Source organism: Bacillus sp. FSL L8-0528 (genome assembly GCF_038593085.1).
GTDB classification, from domain to species: domain Bacteria; phylum Bacillota; class Bacilli; order Bacillales; family Bacillaceae; genus Bacillus; species Bacillus paralicheniformis.
The window spans coordinates 3,672,970-3,692,309 of record NZ_CP151961.1; the positions used below are offsets into that span (position 1 = coordinate 3,672,970).

The 19,340-nt window shown below is 44.5% G+C and carries 20 protein-coding genes; 2 read left to right on the forward strand and 18 right to left on the reverse strand.

Annotated features, from left to right (window positions below):
- Window positions 1–16: 16 nt before the first annotated feature.
- From flgM to MHI30_RS18880, 8 genes are all read right to left on the reverse strand, one after another.
- Window positions 17–283 carry a flagellar biosynthesis anti-sigma factor FlgM gene (gene flgM / locus MHI30_RS18845; protein ID WP_003185713.1) on the reverse strand — a complete coding sequence of 89 codons (267 nt, stop codon included), beginning with the start codon at window positions 281–283 and terminating at the stop codon, window positions 17–19.
- A gap of 79 nt (window positions 284–362) precedes the next feature.
- Window positions 363–782 carry a TIGR03826 family flagellar region protein gene (locus tag MHI30_RS18850; RefSeq protein ID WP_020453114.1) on the reverse strand — a complete coding sequence of 140 codons (420 nt, stop codon included), beginning with the start codon at window positions 780–782 and terminating at the stop codon, window positions 363–365.
- 58 nt (window positions 783–840) lie between these two features.
- On the reverse strand, window positions 841–1,578 hold the full coding sequence (locus tag MHI30_RS18855) for a ComF family protein (RefSeq protein WP_026580174.1): 738 nt from the start codon (window positions 1,576–1,578) through the stop codon (window positions 841–843).
- Entirely contained in the window at window positions 1,535–1,819 is a 285-nt protein-coding gene (locus tag MHI30_RS18860; protein WP_075751494.1) for a late competence development ComFB family protein, read from the reverse strand. Before MHI30_RS18860 ends, MHI30_RS18855 begins: the two co-directional genes overlap by 44 nt.
- Before the next feature lie 54 nt (window positions 1,820–1,873).
- Window positions 1,874–3,268 (reverse strand): DEAD/DEAH box helicase, encoded by a 1,395-nt coding sequence (locus tag MHI30_RS18865; RefSeq protein WP_075751495.1) that lies wholly within the window; start codon window positions 3,266–3,268, stop codon window positions 1,874–1,876.
- Window positions 3,269–3,391: 123 nt separating this feature from the next.
- Complete coding sequence (locus MHI30_RS18870; RefSeq protein WP_075751496.1) at window positions 3,392–4,234, reverse strand: DegV family protein; 843 nt, start codon at window positions 4,232–4,234, stop codon at window positions 3,392–3,394.
- A gap of 118 nt (window positions 4,235–4,352) precedes the next feature.
- Window positions 4,353–5,042 carry a two-component system response regulator DegU gene (gene degU, locus MHI30_RS18875; RefSeq protein ID WP_003185730.1) on the reverse strand — a complete coding sequence of 230 codons (690 nt, stop codon included), beginning with the start codon at window positions 5,040–5,042 and terminating at the stop codon, window positions 4,353–4,355.
- Window positions 5,043–5,123: 81 nt separating this feature from the next.
- Window positions 5,124–6,281: a histidine kinase gene (locus MHI30_RS18880; RefSeq protein ID WP_020453119.1), complete on the reverse strand. Its 1,158-nt coding sequence runs from the start codon at window positions 6,279–6,281 to the stop codon at window positions 5,124–5,126.
- 222 nt (window positions 6,282–6,503) lie between these two features.
- Between MHI30_RS18880 and MHI30_RS18885 the strand changes: the two genes are divergently transcribed.
- Window positions 6,504–7,142 carry a YigZ family protein gene (locus MHI30_RS18885; RefSeq protein ID WP_075751497.1) on the forward strand — a complete coding sequence of 213 codons (639 nt, stop codon included), beginning with the start codon at window positions 6,504–6,506 and terminating at the stop codon, window positions 7,140–7,142.
- A gap of 14 nt (window positions 7,143–7,156) precedes the next feature.
- Window positions 7,157–8,236 carry an LCP family protein gene (locus MHI30_RS18890; RefSeq protein ID WP_075751498.1) on the forward strand — a complete coding sequence of 360 codons (1,080 nt, stop codon included), beginning with the start codon at window positions 7,157–7,159 and terminating at the stop codon, window positions 8,234–8,236.
- Between the two features lie 54 nt (window positions 8,237–8,290).
- Here the strand turns inward: MHI30_RS18890 and MHI30_RS18895 are convergent, their stop codons facing one another.
- From MHI30_RS18895 to MHI30_RS18940, 10 genes are all read right to left on the reverse strand, one after another.
- A complete protein-coding gene (locus tag MHI30_RS18895; protein ID WP_048350274.1) occupies window positions 8,291–8,674 on the reverse strand; it encodes a hypothetical protein in 384 nt (127 codons plus the stop codon).
- 108 nt (window positions 8,675–8,782) lie between these two features.
- On the reverse strand, window positions 8,783–9,847 hold the full coding sequence (locus tag MHI30_RS18900) for an MraY family glycosyltransferase (protein WP_003185739.1): 1,065 nt from the start codon (window positions 9,845–9,847) through the stop codon (window positions 8,783–8,785).
- Between the two features lie 130 nt (window positions 9,848–9,977).
- The gene (locus tag MHI30_RS18905; protein ID WP_011198354.1) at window positions 9,978–11,159 is read right to left on the reverse strand and encodes a glycosyltransferase family 1 protein; all 1,182 of its coding nucleotides are present in this window, start codon (window positions 11,157–11,159) and stop codon (window positions 9,978–9,980) included.
- Window positions 11,160–11,186: 27 nt separating this feature from the next.
- Window positions 11,187–11,945, reverse strand: coding sequence for a glycosyltransferase (locus tag MHI30_RS18910; protein ID WP_048350271.1), 759 nt, complete (start codon window positions 11,943–11,945; stop codon window positions 11,187–11,189).
- Window positions 11,946–11,974: 29 nt separating this feature from the next.
- Window positions 11,975–12,649, reverse strand: a complete 675-nt coding sequence (locus MHI30_RS18915; protein ID WP_075751499.1) for a hypothetical protein — start codon at window positions 12,647–12,649, stop codon at window positions 11,975–11,977.
- Between the two features lie 41 nt (window positions 12,650–12,690).
- Complete coding sequence (locus MHI30_RS18920; RefSeq protein WP_073425430.1) at window positions 12,691–14,145, reverse strand: O-antigen ligase family protein; 1,455 nt, start codon at window positions 14,143–14,145, stop codon at window positions 12,691–12,693.
- 63 nt (window positions 14,146–14,208) lie between these two features.
- Window positions 14,209–15,138 (reverse strand): NAD-dependent epimerase/dehydratase family protein, encoded by a 930-nt coding sequence (locus MHI30_RS18925; RefSeq protein WP_075751500.1) that lies wholly within the window; start codon window positions 15,136–15,138, stop codon window positions 14,209–14,211.
- A 17-nt stretch (window positions 15,139–15,155) separates the two neighbouring features.
- Entirely contained in the window at window positions 15,156–16,487 is a 1,332-nt protein-coding gene (locus tag MHI30_RS18930; protein WP_087635003.1) for a UDP-glucose/GDP-mannose dehydrogenase family protein, read from the reverse strand.
- A 197-nt stretch (window positions 16,488–16,684) separates the two neighbouring features.
- Window positions 16,685–17,863 carry a glycosyltransferase family 4 protein gene (locus tag MHI30_RS18935; RefSeq protein WP_003185750.1) on the reverse strand — a complete coding sequence of 393 codons (1,179 nt, stop codon included), beginning with the start codon at window positions 17,861–17,863 and terminating at the stop codon, window positions 16,685–16,687.
- 22 nt (window positions 17,864–17,885) lie between these two features.
- Window positions 17,886–19,325, reverse strand: a complete 1,440-nt coding sequence (locus tag MHI30_RS18940) for an MOP flippase family protein (protein ID WP_003185752.1) — start codon at window positions 19,323–19,325, stop codon at window positions 17,886–17,888.
- Window positions 19,326–19,340: the final 15 nt, after the last annotated feature.

The following is a 19,340-nucleotide window of genomic DNA, read 5'->3' on the forward strand; positions in this document are numbered from 1 at the left end:
AACTGACTTCCTCCTTTTATTGCTGTTTATAAAAATTGACCATTTTTTCAGCTATGCCTTTGCCGTCCACTTTGTACGTTCCATTCTCCACGGCTGCTTTCAGCTGGGCAATTTTCTCCTGACGCTCTTTCATTAAATCAGGACCTTTTTGCAGCTCCTTTGCTTTCGCAGAAATCTCAACTTTATCTTCCGGCTGGGCTGCACCCTGTGAAGAAGCTGTTTGTTTTTCAAATGATTTATGATAAGGATTAACAGGTTGTGTTCCATATTGGTTGATCTTCATGGGATTCCTCTCACTTTCCGCCATAGTTATCTATGATCATACTCATTTTATCGTCTGAGCTTCAAGTTAGTTTAGGGAATCAGTCATTTTTAGGATTAAAGGTATAGTACGTGCCTTTAGAACTATTTCTCTTCTCTTTTTCAAGCTGCTCCAGCTGGTCTAATTGACTCATTTGCGATGCTAAATCTTGATCGCATGACAGGCAATAACGCCCCTCCCGAATAAGTGTGCCGCACCTTTCGCACGGATAGCCGAGATTCGGAAAATTGGAGATTTGAATGCGTTTCTGTCTGATAAACTTCAATATTAACTCTTCTTCGACACCTGTTTTTTCTACGATCTGAAACATTGTAGACTGCCGGTTTTCTTGTTTTTTCAGAAATTTATAAACGGTTTCAAACGCACGTTCTTCTTCTTTCAAGCATGAAACGCAAACGGTTTGAAAACTGCTTTTCATAAACAATGCATTACATCTTGGACAATTCGCCAATTGACTCATAAATTTTGACCCCTATCCTTAAATTCTATCTTTTATATCGGCAGTGAAAAAAAATGATTTAGCTTCGAATTAATGTAAATGATGATACAGATTTTGCCTCACCGGATGTCATCAGACAAGCAGCGGCATGATGAAGGGTCGCCCCTGTCGTATACAAGTCGTCGATCAATATGATATCCAGATTCTTTACCGATCCCTTTTCGGTTCTAAAAACCGTTTTGGGCTTGATCCGTTCTTTTCTGCTTTTTTTGGATTGTTTTTCATTTTCGATTCTGATCAAAGGATGCATAACGGGTTTTTTTAATAAGGAAGCAAGCCTCTCCGCCTGATTGAATCCCCGCTCCGCTTTACGTTCTTCACTGAGTGGTATCGGAACTAAAACAGCTGGAGTGCGGCGGTAATATTGGTGGAAAGCATTGATAAATAAAGGAGCAAAAGCGAAGACCAGTTCAGCATCACCTCTGAACTTAAAACGGGCAAGGACTTCTTTCATGAAGGTATTGTAGATATAGACAGAGCGGTTTTGCCTCAAAAGAGAGCGGGTTAACGGATCAGCTTCCCATTTTAGGCAGTCACCGCAAAGTTCTTCGCTCTCTTGGGGGCGCCCGCACTTAGGGCACACCGTTCTTCCTTCGATCCTGATAAAATTGTCTTTACATGCCCTGCATATTTTCTCTTCTGATCGTAAAAAGAATAAAGCGCGCCATGAAAGAGAATGTAAAAGAGGCGCTTCACAAATTAAACAATGCAGTTCATTTCCTCCCTTTTCGATTGCTTTCGCAAAGCGGGTTGTCATTCACCTTTCTGGCAGCTTCAGCCAAGGTGACGAGCATTGATGTATTTTTTTGTTTGTCAACGAGCTCTGCTTTTATGTAAGCCAGCTTTGACTCATCTGTTACATATTGCGGTTTTACAGCATTTAAAGCCAGGGCGAGCACATCCTCTCTGCACCTGCTGCACATACAGCTCATGTGCAGCTGTTCGATATACTGATCAAACAACTCTTCCAAAACAGCCTCTTTAGCATTGACTAGCATCCGGCACCGCTCCTCATTTTATATTCATAGGTATACTTTACCATGAATATCAGACTAGTCAATCAACATTTCCTTTTTAGACAGTTTATTCATATGTTGAATATGACGTTGTGCCGCATTCATCGCCTTTGTCCTGCCGTGATGAAAGAAACAGACGTCTCCATCTGTGTGCTCGGGATGCCTGCCGGCTCTTCCGGCCATTTGGACAAGGGCGCTTTCCGAAAAAATCGCCGACTCTGCCCCCAATACTCCAACCTGCGCTTTTTTGACGGTCACTCCTCTTTCCAAAATCGTTGTCGTCACGAGCACCTCAAGCTTACTTTCCCTAAACCGGTTCACTTTTTCATTTCTCTCAGGGTCTTCGGCATAAACTCCTTCAGCGAGAAATAGTTCCTTTTTCAGCAGACTGACCACGGTTTTAAGAACAGGGACAGAGGGAACGAACAAAAAAACAGGATGCTGCAGTTCCTGGTGCTTAAAAAGCCATTTTTTGAGGCGAGAAGGAACTTTTCTTCGTTTCAAACCCCTTTCCCAATTTCCGCACCAAATCAATGTAGGTTCAGGCAGCGGGCTGCGGTGGAATCTCGCGGGAATACGGACGGTGTGCAGCTTTCCGCTTTCAGCCCTTTTCTTCATATCCGCAGAAGGCGTGGCGGTCAAATAGATGTGTGCGCTTTGCTGTTTTGCCGATTTTTTAACAGCGTATTGCAGCGTATTATCAATAGAATACGGAAAAGCATCCACCTCATCTATGATGATCACGTCAAATGCTTCTTTATAGCGGAGCAGCTGGTGGGTAGTTGAAATGACAAGCGGCGAGAGAGTCCCAACGTCTGAGCTCCCTCCGTATAAAGCGGCAATTTCCACCCCTGGAAAGGATTGTCGAAACCGCGGAGCAAGCTCGAGCACAACGTCTGTTCTCGGAGTGGCGATACATACTCTCAAACCGTTGTTCAGCGCGAATTCGATCCCTTGAAAAAGAAGTTCTGTTTTTCCCGACCCGCAAACCGCCCAGATCAACAGCTCTTCTTTCCTGCGTATAGCATCGATAATAGATTTGGCCGCTTTTTCCTGACCGGCTGAAAGTGCGCCTTTCCACTCCGTGTAAACAGGCGCCCATTCATGTCTGCCATGCCCACGCCAAGTCAACAGAGGGGTACACTCGCTCACCCTGCCCATCATGACGCAGGCCCGGCAGTACACGCAGCATTTATTGCACCTATAGCAAGGATATCGAGCGAAACATGAGCGCTCGTGCTGGCCGCACCTCAAGCAAACAAAGCCTCTCTTCGTTTTTTTAATGCCTTCCTCCGTCTTTATCAGGCCTTCTTGGATATGCCAATCAATGACAGGTTCCGGAAAAGGAAGTTCGCTTTTCAGAAGGTGGCGCTGCTCCATACATGACCGCAATTCACGGGAATAGGATACAGGATGTTCGATGTAAATCACCTCCAATCTGCCATTCAGTATCTATCATCCATGTTTTCTTGTAAAACAGTCAAAATCTAAAAATCTCCCTCCAAAACCGTTGAAAAAGAAAAAATCTCCGTTTTGCAAAACGGAGATTGGCTTTTATACTGTATACCAGGCGATACCCATTGCTCCTTCACCAAGGTGGGTGCCGATCACAGGCCCGAAATAGCTTTTATAAAATTCGACATGTGCGTATTGCTGCGACAATTCTTCAATTATTTGATCGGCTTCTTCTTCACGGTTGGCATGAATCACAACCGCTCTCAGCGGCTTTCCTTTTTCTGCATCTTCGCCAAAAAGCTCAAATAAACGGTTCATCGCTTTTTTTCTCGTCCGGATTTTTTCGTAGGGAACGATCAGCTTGTTCTCAAAGTGCAAAATCGGCTTTACTTTTAAAAGGCTTCCGACAAAAGCCTGGGCGCCGCTCAGGCGTCCTCCCCTTTGCAAATGCGAAAGGTCGTCAACCATAAAATAAGCCCTCATTGAGATTTTCATATGATCCAAGTGGCGAATGATTTCTTCCGGAGCCGCTCCTTTTTCCGCCATCTCAGCCGCTTCGATCGCATAAAAACCTTGAGCCGTGCAGCTGATCTCTGAATCAAACGGATATACTTTAATTCCTTCAAGCATACCGCGTGCTGATACAGCGCTGTTGAATGTTCCGCTGATGCCGCTGGAAAGGTGGATGCTGATGACCGCATCATATGTTTCGCCGAGCTTTTCATAGAGAGAAATCAGCTCGCCGTACGCGGGCTGGGAAGTCGTCGGGAGATTTTCGTGAGCTTTTACTTCTTTGTAATAGTCCTTCCAGCTCATATCGATCTCTTCCCTGTATGAAGTCTCTCCAAAGATCACATTGAGAGGTATCATATAAATATTGTAGCGGTCACGCAGGTCTTTAGGTATATATGCCGTACTGTCTGTTACTACTGCTGTTTTCATGAAATAAACCTTCCTTATGAAAGATACTCTTTTCTATTTTAAAAGAAAAAGCAGCTTTTTTCATTATAAAGTTTGATTTCTGCCAAAAGAAAAGACCTGCCTTATGGCAAGTCCACCTTTATCTCATTTCTACCCAGCCGTTTTTAATGGCTACAACGACAGCCTGCGTTCTGTCGTTCACATTCATTTTTTGAAGGATGTTGCTGACATGGTTTTTAACCGTTTTTTCACTGATAAATAATGATTCGCCGATTCCGCGGTTGCTTTTTCCGTCCGCCAGCATCTGCAGAACCTCGCATTCCCTTCTTGTAAGAATGTGAAGAGGTCTCCGGATTTCCGGATACACTTCATGCTGAGCGTGAGATGATACACCGCTTGTTGCAAGACGGCGGAATTCATTCACAAGATTATGAGTAACCTTAGGATGCAGGTAAGATCCGCCTTCAGCCACAACTTTCACGGCTTCGATCAGCGTGTCGGCATCCATTTCTTTCAGCAGATAGCCGCGGGCTCCTGTTTTTAATGCATGTGTAACATAGTTTTCGTCGTCATGGATAGATAAAATAATAACCTTTGATTCCGGATACAAGTCGACCAGTTGTTTTGTCGCTTCTACGCCGTTTACATTCGGCATATTAATATCCATGATTACCACATCAGGATGGTAGTGCTCGACAATGCGAGCCGCTTCATCTCCGTCGTCTCCTTCGGCCACTACCTCAAAGGTAGGTTCGAAATCCAAAATCCGTTTGACACCTTCACGGAATAACTGATGATCGTCAATAATTACAATATTTACTTTAGTCACAAGCTACGCCTCCCCATTCTCATTGTTAAACACACCGCTTTTATGGTCAATATGTCTTTTGTCTCTATTTTACAATTATCTTTACAAAGACAGCGGAACTTTAATCAAAATAAATGTCCCAAGACCTATTTTCGAATCGATTGTCATTGAGCCTTCGAGCAAATCGACTCTTTCTTTCATACCTAGCAGACCGAAAGATTTGTTCTTCTTGCCTTTAACTTCTTTTAAGTCAAAGCCGTTTCCATTGTCTTTGATAATCAGCGTCACAAAATCTTTTGTCACTTCTACTTTAACATGAATTTCAGTTGATTCGGAGTGTTTTAAGGCGTTTGTCACTGCTTCCTGTGCAAGCCGGAAAAGTGCAACCTCAAACCGCGGTGCTATTCTTCTATCTTCGGATTCTCCGATGCATTGGAAATGGATCTTTGCCTTTCCATGATAATCTTCGATCGTGTTCAAGTATTTTCTGAGCGTCGGTATCAATCCTAAATCATCTAAAGCCATCGGCCTTAAATCATAAATGATTCTTCTGACTTCATAAAGAGCATTCCTGACGTTTTGCCGGAGGTTTCTAATTTCCTGAAAGCCTTCTTCTGTTCCTTTGTCTCTGAAGATGCGTTCGATCAGCTCAGATCTCATCATGACGTTGGCCAGCATTTGCGCAGGACCGTCGTGGATTTCCCTCGAGACCCTTTTTCTTTCTTCCTCTTGTGCTTCGATGATCCGCAGTCCGAAGTCCTGTTTGGCCTGCGCATCTTCAAGGAGAACGCCGACCTGGCGCAGATCCTGATTTAAATAGTTTAAGACGACGGTAATCTGGCTGACAAGCCCTTCTGAACGCTCGATGATTTCCTGAAGCCCCAAAAGGCGCCGTTCCAGATCATCACGCTTCTCTCTCAGCTGCTTTTCACGCTGCTGGATCATCGTCAGTTCAACCTGCAGTTTGTGGGCTTTTTCATAAGCTTCGCGAATTTCTTCTTCACTGAATTTATGAAAGTTTCTGCTGACCTCAGACAAGCGGTTCCGCGCATGGCGGGCATGCACTTCCAGCCTGTCTCCAAGATCGATGACTTCGTTGACCTGCTGTTTAATCTGCTTCAGCTCTTCTACCAAGCCTTCGTATTGCTGACGGGACTGCTCTCCGATTTGAAAGACCTCGTCCTTGCTCCCGTCAACCGTTTTTAACATCTTCATAATGATTGAATCTAAAACTTTGGAGTCCATTTTGGAAACACTCACCCATTTTCCCTCCGTAACAGCATTGTCATTTAGTTTTATCATAAATTTCATTGAACTGAAATTCGTGTCGAATTATAATGAAAGAATGCGTATTCTGGTTTTTTGGTCTTTTTATGGTTACCGATCCATTTCTATTTAATCATAACAAAATACGCGCCAAAATTCTAAGTCTGTTCGATTTTTAGGAGAACAGCCGCATGGCTTGTCAGGAGGTAAGCAGGCATGCTGCAAAGTTATCTCACTGTTGCAGGTGAAGGGACCCATGAAATCGTGATTGAAAAATCCCGGTTTATATGCCACTTGAGCCGCGTCAGTACTGAAGAAGAAGCACAGAACTTTATCAATCACATAAAAAAGCAGCATTGGAATGCGACGCATAATTGCTCGGCTTACGTCATAGGAGAAAATGATCAAATTCAAAAAGCGAATGATGACGGGGAACCGAGCGGGACAGCTGGAGTTCCGATGCTTGAAGTTTTGAAGAAACGCAACCTTAAAGATACGTGCGCCGTTGTGACGAGGTATTTCGGCGGTATTAAACTCGGCGCAGGAGGGCTGATACGGGCTTACGGAAAATCCGTGTCAGAGGGGCTAAACCATGTCGGCGTTGTCGAACGAAAGCTGATGCGGGTGATGCACACTACGGTGAACTATACATGGCTCGGCAAGCTTGAAAACGAGCTTCGCGAGTCCCCTTATCAAATAAAAGACATTCATTATGCCGACGATGTCGAATTTGAAACGTATGTCAAGGAAAGTGAAAAACAGGCATTTACGGAATGGATAACCGAATTAACAAATGGCAAGAGTGAGAATAGAGAAGGCATTCAAATCTATTTGGAAGAAGCTTTTAACAATTAAAGGAGAATTTTTATATGGCTGAGCGTATTAAAGTGAAAGTGCGAAAAAAAAAGAATAAAAAGAGAAAGCTGATTAAACGGTTTATAGTCCTTATGCTGCTCGCACTTCTCGTAGTCGGCGGAGTGGGCATATATAAAATTATTAACGCGATTTCCGCGGCTGACGGCACTTATGATGAGCTTGAGCGCGGAGAGAAGTCAAAGCTCAGGGATGATGTCGTTAATATTCAAAAAAAGCCGTTTTCGATTCTTTTTATGGGTGTTGAAGATTATTCGACAAACGGCGAGCACGGACGGACGGATTCCCTGATTGTCGTGACGCTCGACCCTAAAAAGAAGTCGATGAAAATGCTGAGCATTCCGAGGGACACAAGGGTTCATTTGGCCAGCGACACAACCGGCACAAAAACAAAAATAAATGCGGCCTATGCAAAAGGCGGCAAGGATGAAACAATCGAGACGGTAGAGGACTTCCTCGGAATCCCGATCGATTACTATGCCACAGTCGATTTTGACGGGTTCAAAGATGTCATCGATGAAATCGGCGGAATCGATATTGACGTCCCTTTTGATTTCAGCGAAAAAAGCGATGTCTCCAAATCCAAGAGAATCTATTTTAAAAAAGGGAACATGCATCTAAATGGAGAGGAAGCTCTTGCCTACGCAAGGATGAGAAAACAGGATAAGCGGGGAGACTTCGGGAGAAACGACAGACAAAAGCAAATCTTAAAAGCCGTTCTTGATCAAATCTCAAAACCGCAAAACCTCGCTAAAATTGATAAAATAGCCCAAAAAGCAAGCAAAAACATTCAGACAAACTTCAAAATCACACAGGCTCTGGCGCTTCAGCAAATCTACAGCGGCTTTGCTGGTGATGATATAAAAACATTAAACATCACAGGAAAAGATCTTACGATCGCTGATGTTTACTACTTTGAGCCTGACCAGCAAAACCTGGCAAACGTGCAAAATGAATTGACCCATCATTTATACCCGGACTCAACCGCTGATTCGAGCGGAACATCGTCTGAATCTTCCGCACCCGCTGACGGGACAGACAGCTCAGCTGAATCGTCTGCTGCTTCTTCTTATTGATCGGCTCTGTTGAATGTGAAAATTCATAATCGAATAAAAATGAAGGGGAACTCTTTATATATTAAGGGTTCCCCTTTCTTTTGAAAAAGACAAATGATTGATAACACTTTGTTTTAAATAGTTATACTGTTTTTCGTTGGTATCTGAGAATGCCTCGTTTCTATTTGAGGGAACATCCATATACAGGATGTCTTCTTTGAATTGGGAAACCGTTAAATCATATCTTTTACCATTGATAACATTATAAAAATGCCACCCTTCAGGCAGCCTTGTTTTCCTTATTTCTCCACCTAATAGATCATTTACAATTAAGGCGGTTACGCCGCATTGTCCCTTTGCAGGGTTATCCTGACTCCATTTTGAACTTGAATCTGAAGACCAGGATTTATACAGTGCGTTCATTATTTGTTCGATCTGTCCAAGGTGATGATCATCCATAAAAAATCCTCCTTTTCATCGAGTTTTAGTTAGTCAACCAACCGCTTATGGGGCTTCCCGAAATGCGGTAATAATAAAACCCCTGGAATCCAGGGGTTTTTGTGCACATTAATTCCTCTTCACCATCCGCCTGTAAAACTTCGTAAAGGGCTTGTACTGCTCATTTACAAGGCCTGTCACTTCTGCGATGATCTGCATGAACAGGATTAAGCCGAAGATGATGAAGATGGACACCCAGAGCGTCGCGGTTTTTAAAAGAATGGCGCTCAGGCTGAAGACGACGCCGATTAAATAAATGACGATAACGGCTTTCCGATGGGACAGGCCGAAGGCCATCAGCCTGTGGTGAATATGCGATTTATCGGGAGCCGAAATCGGCTGCTTGTTTAAAATCCGCCTGATGATCGCAAATGTCGTGTCAAATATCGGCACTCCTAATATAATAATCGGGATGACGACGCTGAACAGAGTCACGCTTTTATACAGCCCCAGCAGCGACAGAACCGAGATCACATAGCCCAAAAACAGCGAGCCCGTGTCTCCCATAAAAATTTTCGCCGGGTGGAAGTTGTAGAACAGAAAGCCGACCGTGCTTCCGATGACTACCAGCGACAAAGAGAAGATCAAGATTTTATCGGCAGAAAACGCCATGACGGCAATCGTCGAGAGGCCGATGACGGATATACCCGCAGCCAGTCCGTCCAATCCGTCGATTAAATTGATGGCATTGGTGATCCCGACGATCCACAAAATCGTCAACGGGTATGCGAGCCACCCCAAATCAAAGCGAAGATCCCAAAACGGAATCGATAAAAATTCCATTTTCAAGCCTGTACTGACGATGATGCAGGCTACTAATACTTGTACGATAAATTTAATTCTCGCGCTTAAATTGTATTTGTCATCTACAATGCCTAAAATGACGATCATAAAAGCACCGAGTGTAATTGCTGTTATTCTGTTTTCATAAAGGCCGCCGGCAAACGAACCGGTCAATACTCCTATAAAAATGGCTAAACCGCCCATTCTCGGCATTACTTTATCATGTATCTTTCGTTTATCCGGCTGATCCACGACCCCGGATTTGATTGCTAGACGTTTGACAAGCGGAGTAATAATTAAAACAGTAATGAGAGAGACAAAAAACGCAATTACAGTGCGTTCATAAGACATAAGGAAGTCTCCTTTTTAAATGAAGTCTGGTCGTATAAAAGATCATACCTTTTCATTATACAATTTCATTATTTATTATAACAAGCTCCAGCCAAAAGAAACATCACGAATTAATATCCCCCGCCGCAAATTATGCATCCTTATTCAAGTTCAATTTATCAAGCATCATTAAAAATAGATGATGCCAGTCTCTTTCACGTGCGATCTTTCTGCGCAGTTCCACATGGGAAACATCATCATGCGCAAGCTCCAGCTCTTCACAAACCGCTGTAAATTCAGCGGGGTCGTTTCCTGTTAAATGACGGTAAACGTGTTCCTGTTCAACCTTTTCCGTTGAAGGGAGGTTCATACCTGCGACAGGCTTTCCGGCAGCCAAAAATTCAAACAGCTTTAAAGGAAATACCGCATTGTTATATGGCGACGGTTTATACGGCATGATACCGATATCCACTACATTCATATAAGCTGGTACTTCTGACGGCGCAGCGGGGCCCGTCCAGATGACATTATCTTCTTCAAGAAGCGCTTTAAAATCTTCGTCTCCGTTTGTCCCGTCAGGACCGACAAATAAAAATGTCCACTCTTTTTTTGTTCTGGCAGCTTCTTTGACGAGCTTAAAATCGAGCTTCGGCTTGATTCCTCCGATAAAGCCGAGGACGGTTCCTTCCCTTCCCTTCAATACATCCGCTTTTTGCATATTTTCTGCAAACAAGCTGTACTCCACACCGTTTTCGATTGTAAAAACCGGCTTTGTCTCTCCTTGAAGCCGGTCTGCTACATTTTGTTGCAAGTATTCGGAAGTGCAAAAAATCGTATCAGCAGCTTTGATGATTCTGCCTTCAGCTTCAAAAATGACCTTTTGCCTGAATCCTGAGACAAGGCTTTGGCTACCGCTGATCGGGGCCGCCCACAGGTCGCTGCAGTCATAGATGACCTGATCCCATTGATAAAGCGACGACAGCAGCGGAAAGCCGGGGAAGGTGTACCATAAGCACACCTTTTCTCCCTGAACGTCTTCTTTCAGCCGGTCAAGCAGCGGCTTCAGCTTGCTTTGATAGAAAACATCTTTGTAGCGGGCAAACCTGAATATTTTCTTTTTCAAAAAATCTTTGACTGCAAATTGCTTGATTCCGTTGTCAAGCAATGTAAAAGTCTCACGGGAAGGATTTTCAGACGGACAAACCCAAATGACTTCCTTCGTCTCCTTGCGGCCTGCTAAAAACTCAGCAAGGCGGTGCCTTCTGTATCTTAGCTGATCCTGCCCCCATTCACCTGTCGCTACTATGACGTGTATGAATTGATCTGCTTTCACTTTCAATCACCTTTTCTGTCAATGCCGTTATAATCTTTTCATGACTGCGTTCTTAGCGTAATGGAAAAAGCACCATGTCGCTTTCATCAAGTGAAGGCGTTCGATTTCCCTGTACACATACCAGGTTTTTCGCGCCGCCTTCCACTTGTTTCTGGAGATCGATGTTTCAACGATGCGGTATTCGGCGAGGGGTTCGTTCAGACCGAATGCCTTGAATCCCCGCTTTAATACGGACAGCCATGTCGCCAAATCCTGACGGGTTCTTATATTCGGCATCCGGATATCACCCGTTTGCTCTCTGTCAATCATCACCGTCAAACAGCCGATAATCGTATTTTTTAATACATCATCATATGTAAGGCTGACGGGTGCATGAATGGTTTTATGAAGCGGTTCGCCGTCTTGGCTGATCAGCTCGTATGCCGTAAATGTGAAAGCATGCTGATGCTTCCTCATAAAGTCAAGCTGCTTATCCAGCTTTTCTGCTTTCCACAAATCATCGCTGTCCAAAAAGGCGACATAGCGCCCTTCGGCTTTGCTGAGCGCCGCATTTCGAGCCGCTGCAGCGCCTTGATTTTCTTTCAGAAAAATGGCATGGATCCGCTCATCATCTTCTTCATAGCGCTTCAAAATGTCTCTTGTCCCATCTGTTGAGCAATCATCGGCAATGATCATTTCCCAGTCGGAAAACGTCTGATTTAAGACGGACTGAATGGTTTTTTCGATAAATTCCTCCGCGTTATAGGAAGGCGTAATGACAGAGATTAAAGGTTTTTGCCTCGTCATGGTCCTGATCCACATCCCCAATTAAAAATTTAACGTTCTCTGAATACTTCCGGAACGACAATGATAAAAAACGACAGCGCTAAACCGATCAGTACGCCTAATACCGCTCTTTTTTTAGGCGACATGCCGGCAGCCTGGTTATCCAGCACGATCAAAGGCTCAATTTCTTCAGCAGCCTTCATATCAAGCTTGCTTGTTTCAAGCTCATACAAAAACCGCTGTTTATCAACTTTGGAATCAGCGCTGACTGTTTCACCTTCAAGGGCCTTAATATTCTTTTCGATGACTTCTTCCCTTTTTGAAAACAGCGCCTTATCGCCTTTCATATAGGCATCTTTAACTTTTCCTAAAGTATCCAATGTTTCCTGTTTATCAGGCCCTGTATAGCTTAAATTAAAAAGTGAATCCGTTCTGATTTCAATCGCCAGATCGTCTTTCAACTGTGCCAGATCCTCTTCCGGCATATCCGGGAAAATGTCCTTTAAAAAAGCTTCGTTTTTCAACAGCAGCGGCACCTGCTTTGCATTGTTGTACTTCGCTTCTCCATAGTTCCCGGTTGATATCGTTACAGTAGCCGTGTAATCGGACGGAGCAACGCTCCCCTTCGGCATAAAATAGCCGACAAGACCAAGAATAAGAGGAAGCGCAATAATCGCCACAATAAACTTTTTCACTCTACCAGCAATACGTTTGATTAAATTCATCACATGAATTTCTCCCTGTTTTTAAATTCGATTTTCAAAAATCACCTATACTGTTCGGTTTCATCCGTTCCGCAGACTCTAAAGGTATTAACCGTCGCAATCACAAGCGCGAGGAACACCCAATGGAAATATAAATTCGAGACGGAACTCGGACTGATGCTTGACACAAGGAAGGCGACGAGCGCGGCTGTCAAACCTTCAATAAGAAGCTTTGGCCGTCTTCCAAGCGATCTTTTATAATATCTGTAAAGCACGGTTATTAAATAAATGTACATCGTTAAATAACCGAGCATCATCACCACTCCAAAATTCGTCATGATCTCAACGAGCCAGTTATGAACCTCCACGACCCGGTCCGTATCGAACAGTGCATGATGCTCCAAATAATATGGCACATTGCCGGCGCCGACGCCAAATCCGTAAGTATCCAGCACATAATGCCCGGCGTTTTTCAACAAATTCGCCCTGGCGACATTGGATGGCAGCGGCTCGCTGAAATCGTGTGCGGTTTGCGGAGCCAAAAAGTATGTATAAAAAGCTCCGGTAATCTTTCCTGCAAACAGTGTGACAAAAGCGATACATCCTGCAGCTGCGGCGATGAGCGCCCATTTTTTAAGCACCTTCGGCAGCAAAATGAACACATAAACGGCAAGGCCGGCTATGACCCCCAGGATGCTGGCTCTTGATCCAGTCAGGAAAATCAAGTATGCCGAACAGAACGCAAGGAGCAGCCCCGCTATTTTTAAGTAGCTGTTTTTAATGTTTTTGAAAAAAGATAAATAAAAGAAAAAGCTGATGGACAGAAATGTCGCAAAGTCATTCTGGTTGAAAAAAACGGATGTCGGATAGTGCTGTTTATAGTGCGGCCCGTTATAAAGGGTCGAGCTCGGCAGGTGGTTTAACGTAAAGTGATTGTAAAACCCGATGACCATTAAAAATACGGTCATGACAAGCCATATGTAATAAAACGCGAGAATACGATCCATTTTTTGAAAAAACATGACAACCAGAAAAACAAAAAACATTCCCATTGCCAATAGGAACAGATATTTTATGCCATCAGTGGCAGACTTGACCCATAGCAGCGAAATCAGTCCATAGCAGAACCAAAACGCGAAAAACATCAGAATGCCTTTGACATGCACCTGCTTCCACTTTTCAAGGTGCTGGCTGCCTTTCAACATTTCCGCTATGAATAAGAATCCTGCCAGAATCAGAAGTATTCGATATGGAAACAGGCTGAAAAAGCCCAATTTAATCGCAAAAAAAGCATTGTTGGCAAAAGTTGCAGCGATGAGCAGATATAATACGGGCATCAGCAATTGCTCGGACGACAAATACTTCCGGAGCACAACGATCACAGCCAGCGCAATCAAAATTAGACATGCTAACAAGATTTTTTTTGCATTGGACTGGGCCAATACAACGAATGCTAACCCTGCGGTCAATGCGGCGAGCCAAACCAGAACATTGACCGCGGAACGTTTGAGACTCATTTTTCCCCCTCCTTCCGCTTCTTTCTGGAAAAGGGCTGCCGACATCAGCCAGCAGCCAGTGATTTACGTATTCATTTCTTTTTTATAATATGAAATGGTCTTTTCCAGTCCTTCAGCAAGCGGCATTTTTGGTTCCCAGTTTAAGATTTTCTTTGTTTCTTCATTACACAGTGTGCTGTGGCGGATATCCCCCGGCCGTTCATCTTGATAAATCGGAGAAAGATCAGAGTTCGTCGCTTTTTTCATCTCTGTAAACAGCTCATTGACCGTGATGGAAAAGCCGTTTGAAACATTTAAACAAACGTTTGATTGAGCTTTTAGCGCCTTTACGTTGGCAGAAGCTACATCACCGACATAAATAAAATCGCGTGATTGTTCTCCGTCTCCAAAAATTACCGGAGCCTTGCCGCTGGTCAGCAAATCGGAGAAAATCGATACAACGCCGCCCTCTCCTTTTGCATCCTGGCGCGGCCCGTACACGTTGCTGTACCGCAAAATGCAATACTCGGTTCCATATAGATCATAAGCCAGTTTTAAATAGTTCTCCACTGTAAGCTTCGTCAGCCCGTAGGGTGAGCCTGGGTTTGTTTGGTGACGGGTGTCGACAGGCAGGTAATCCGGATTTCCATAAACAGCCGCTGATGATGCAAAGACGATCTTTTTCACATTGCATTCACCAGCTGCTTTAATGATATGGAGCGATCCTCTGATATTGATGTTTTCATCATTTAAAAAATCGCTGACAGACTCCGCTACGCTTACTTGTGCAGCTAAATGAACAATATAATCGGGATCAATGCTTTTGATGACGTCGATGACTTCCGGCTTCGTGATATCCTGCTCATAAAAGTCAATTGGGAGACCGTCAATGTTGGAGCGGTGTCCCGTAGTTAAATTATCAAGAATTGAAACCCGGTAATTTTCTTTTAGAAGCTGTTCAGCAATATGCGAGCCGATAAATCCGCATCCGCCTGTCACTAGTACTTTTTCCATTGTTATCCCCCCGTTGTTTATACGTTGGTCAGGATTCCTTCTCCCTGTTCTTCCGGCCGTCCGATTGAATGGTAGATCATGCCTTCGTTTCTCATTTGTTCAATTTCAAATATATTTCTTCCATCGATTAAGACGGGGTTTTTCAAAGCAGACTTAAGTTTGGCAATATCCATGTTCTGTACTTCCGGCCACTCCGTCAATATGACGCACGCATCCGTATCCTGAATCGTCTCATACAGATCTTCGCTGTAAACGGCTTGATCGCCGAGAAGCTTTTCTGCTTCAGGTACAGCAATCGGATCAAACGCTTTGACTCTAGCACCGAGGCTTCTCAGCATCGGAATGACATCCAGAGACGGCGCCGAGCGCATATCGTTTGTATTCGGCTTGAATGCCAGCCCAAGAACCGAAATGGTCATGCCGTTTAAATCGCCGAACACATCAAGGAGCTTTTGCACAATGTGGGCGCGCTGCTTTTGATTCGTCTCGATGACAGCTTCAATCAATTTAAAAGGATAACCGACTGACTTCGCGATTTGCAATAAAGCCATCGTGTCTTTAGGGAAGCAAGAGCCGCCAAAGCCGATTCCGGCTTTTAAAAATTTACTGCCGATTCTGCTGTCGAGTCCGACGCCTTCAGACACCTTGGATACATCAGCTCCGACCCTTTCGCAAATATTCGCGATATCATTAATGAACGAGATCTTTGTAGCCAAAAATGCATTTGCAGCGTATTTAATCATTTCTGCACTTTCAAGGTTAGACTTGACGATTTTCGTTTGAAATGGCGTATGAAGCTCTTCAATAATGGCAGCAGCCTTTTCGCTTGTCGCGCCGATGACTGCTCTTTCCATATTCATCGTATCGTAAATAGCTGTTCCTTCACGAAGGAATTCCGGATTCGACACGACGTCGAAAGGGAATTCCCCTTTTGAATTGCGTTCTATAATGGCTTGTACGAGCTTTCCTGTTCCAACAGGGACAGTGCTTTTGTTGACGATGACTTTATAGCCGTTCAGGTGCTTCCCGATCATTTCGGCAACGGATTTAACAAATGTCAGATCCGCTTCCCCTGTTTCCGACATCGGTGTACCGACTGCAATATAAATAATCTCAGCTTCTTCAATCGCTTTTGGAATATCAGTAGAGAAAAATAAGCGATTTTCGTTTACGTTTTTATCCACAAGTTCTTTTAGGCCGTTTTCATAAATCGGCATCACTCCGGCTGAGAGTCCTCTTATTTTTTCAGCATCAATATCGCAGCAGACAACCGAGTTTCCCACTTCGGCAAAACAAGTTCCAGACACCAGCCCGACATATCCCGTTCCAATGACAGCGATTCTTTTCAACATTATCATTCCCTTCTTTCAGCTGACCCTTCAAATCCAATAGCTTGATTTAGGTAATGATCTTTATCTCTTTCTATTGAAAAAATCTGGGTTTTTCGTTTTCCCAATCCTTATTTTTATTAGCTTAGACGCAAATAAATGGGTTTAAACAGTATTATATTCAACATTCATACGCATATTAACCGACAGACCCCAACTTAATTTTTGTTCTTGACAACATCCCCATACACATCCAGCAGCTTTCCGGCATTTTTAAAGGCGTCATAATCCTCGTGCACCGTTTGATACAGCTCTTCAGCGATGGCTTCTTGCCAATTGCCGCCTTCCAAATATCCCTTGACAGCTTCTGTTATGCTGGAAGCCGAGTGCGGCTTGATCAGAAGGTGTTCATGCTTTCCGAATAAAGACGGAACCCCCCCGACCGCCGTACAAAGCACCGGAACCTTGAGAGCGAGCGCTTCAATGACAACAGTCGGCATCCCTTCAGAATACGAAGGGAGCACAAACAGATCTGATGCAGCCAGATATTCTGATATCTCATGGTTTGCGACCTGCCCCGTCAATACTGCTTTTTCACCGGCGATTTGACGGATGTTCTGCTTCTCCGGTCCGTCGCCGATGAATACAGCTCTGTAGCTGTCATCAAGCTGCCTGACCGCTTCTGCCAGCTCGGCTACTCCCTTTCCCTTCACCAAGCGGCCGACGAACGTCAGCAACTTTTTGTCTTGCGGCAGGCCGAGTTTCTCCCTCAATTCAAGTGTTGAAGCGGAGGGCTTTTGAAACCGGTCCAGGTTGACTCCAATAGGAAGCACCGAGCTTTCAGCACCGGTCATTTCTTTCGTTTTGGCTTTCAGCGCTTCGCTGACAGCCAATACTTTTGCTGCGGAATGCACAGCTGTTTCAAATGCTCGAAAAGCGCCTTTGCTGTAATGGGGATAAATATTGACATCGCTTCCGTGCAAAGTCAGAACATAAGGAACCTTCAGCTTCTGTGAAACAACGGCAGCGGCACCCCCGGATGGCATCGCGAAATGGGCATGGATAAGATCCGGCGCAAGCCCGTGCTTCTCGATCGTCCTCAATACAGACTTTGCGATCCGGCGATGCGGCTGAGCCCATTTTAGCTGTCCAGGCAAAGCCGTATACGGCGGCCTGTAAACCGGGATGCCTTTTCTTTCTTCATATTCCGGGACTGTTCGCACTTGACGGTATTTTTTTTTCAGCAGCCTGAGAGGAGCAGGATTCACAGGCAATGGACATATGACCGTCACATCAACGCCCTGCATCTGCAGCGCCTGAACCTGTGTTTCATGAAAAACGCCTTCTCCCGGCCTTTGACTGCTTGGATAAACGCTGGTAATCCAAAGAACCTTCAATGATGAACCGCCCTTTCTGCTGTCATCTTCCTAATTGGGCCCTCATAGCCCGCCGATAAAATTTGCCGACCAGAAAACCGTAAAAAATCCCGCTGATCCCGACGGAAACTGCCAGCTGAAGCATGGCGCCGTGAAGCAGATGTCTGCTGCCGACGCTCAAGACAAGAGCCAGCAATGCCATGAGCAGCGTCAAGGCCAGCGGTTTTCCAACGGTTCTGAAATATTCGCCCAGCTTCAGCTGGATGACATATTTGAGCAGCCATCTGCCGATAAAGAAATTGACCAGGCTGATCGCTGCATATGTCCAGGCGGTGATCGTCAAATCATTCGTTAATACCGCCGCGTAAAGAGACAGCCCATAAAGGAGCATGATCCCGCTGTCCCAATAAAATGCCAGGTCTGCTCGCCCCTTCGCCAGCAAAACCGATCCGTTCGGATTCATCAGAACCCTGAGCAGCCCGACAATCGCGAGGATGTTCAGAACCGGTACGGCCTGCAGCCATTTTTCTCCGAAGACGACTTCAACAAATAAATCTGAAACAGTCGTCAGTCCGATCAGGAGCGGGAATGAAATCAGCGCGAGAAGCTTTGTCATATTTAAAAAGCCTTCGCGCAGCGTTTGGTTGTCCCCTTGATTCTTTGAGAAGACAGGAAACGCTACCCTTGTTACGATCGGATTGATTTTTAATACGGGAATCGTAATAATCTGATACGCCAGGTTATAGATTCCCAATGCTTCCGCACCGAGAAACCGCCCGATTAAAATCATGTCGATATTGGCGCCAAGCCTGTTTACAAGCCTTGAAGCAAGCTGAAACGCGCCGAACGAGAAAAATTCTTTCACTTCCCCCAATGCAAAGACGAAAGAAGGACGCCATTTTTTTAAATATACAGCAAAAAACATGATGCCTTTAACCGAATTAAGAAAAACTTGTGACAATGCATAGGCCACAATCGGATCCATCAGAAAAACCAAAACGAGCAGGAGCACAAAAGACAAAACGGTGACTCCCGCTTCTATTTTGCTCAGCACATTAAACTTCAGATCTTTTTGCAGCATATATTGATACTGCTGGCCGACCGGGGCGATTAAAAACATGACGGCCAAAATCCGCACTAGAAAAACAAGTTCGTCCCGCTGATAAAAGTCTGCGATGAACGGACTCAGGAAAAAGAGGCCGATAAACAAAAGGATGCCCGTTAGGATATTCAGCCAATACAAGGTCGATAATTGGCGTTCACTGATGTTCTCCTTTTGAATTAAAGCGGCCCCGAATCCCATATCGAGTACAATTTGTGTGAAAATCGTTACGGTGGTCAGCATTCCGACCAAACCGAATTCGGCAATTGTCATGATATTGCCGAGCAGTGCAAACTGTATAATTTGAATGACCGTGACGATCAAAGTTGAAACACTTGTCCATTTTGCACCGCTTAATATTTGTTTCGTAATGGTAGACATAGCATATTCCTAACT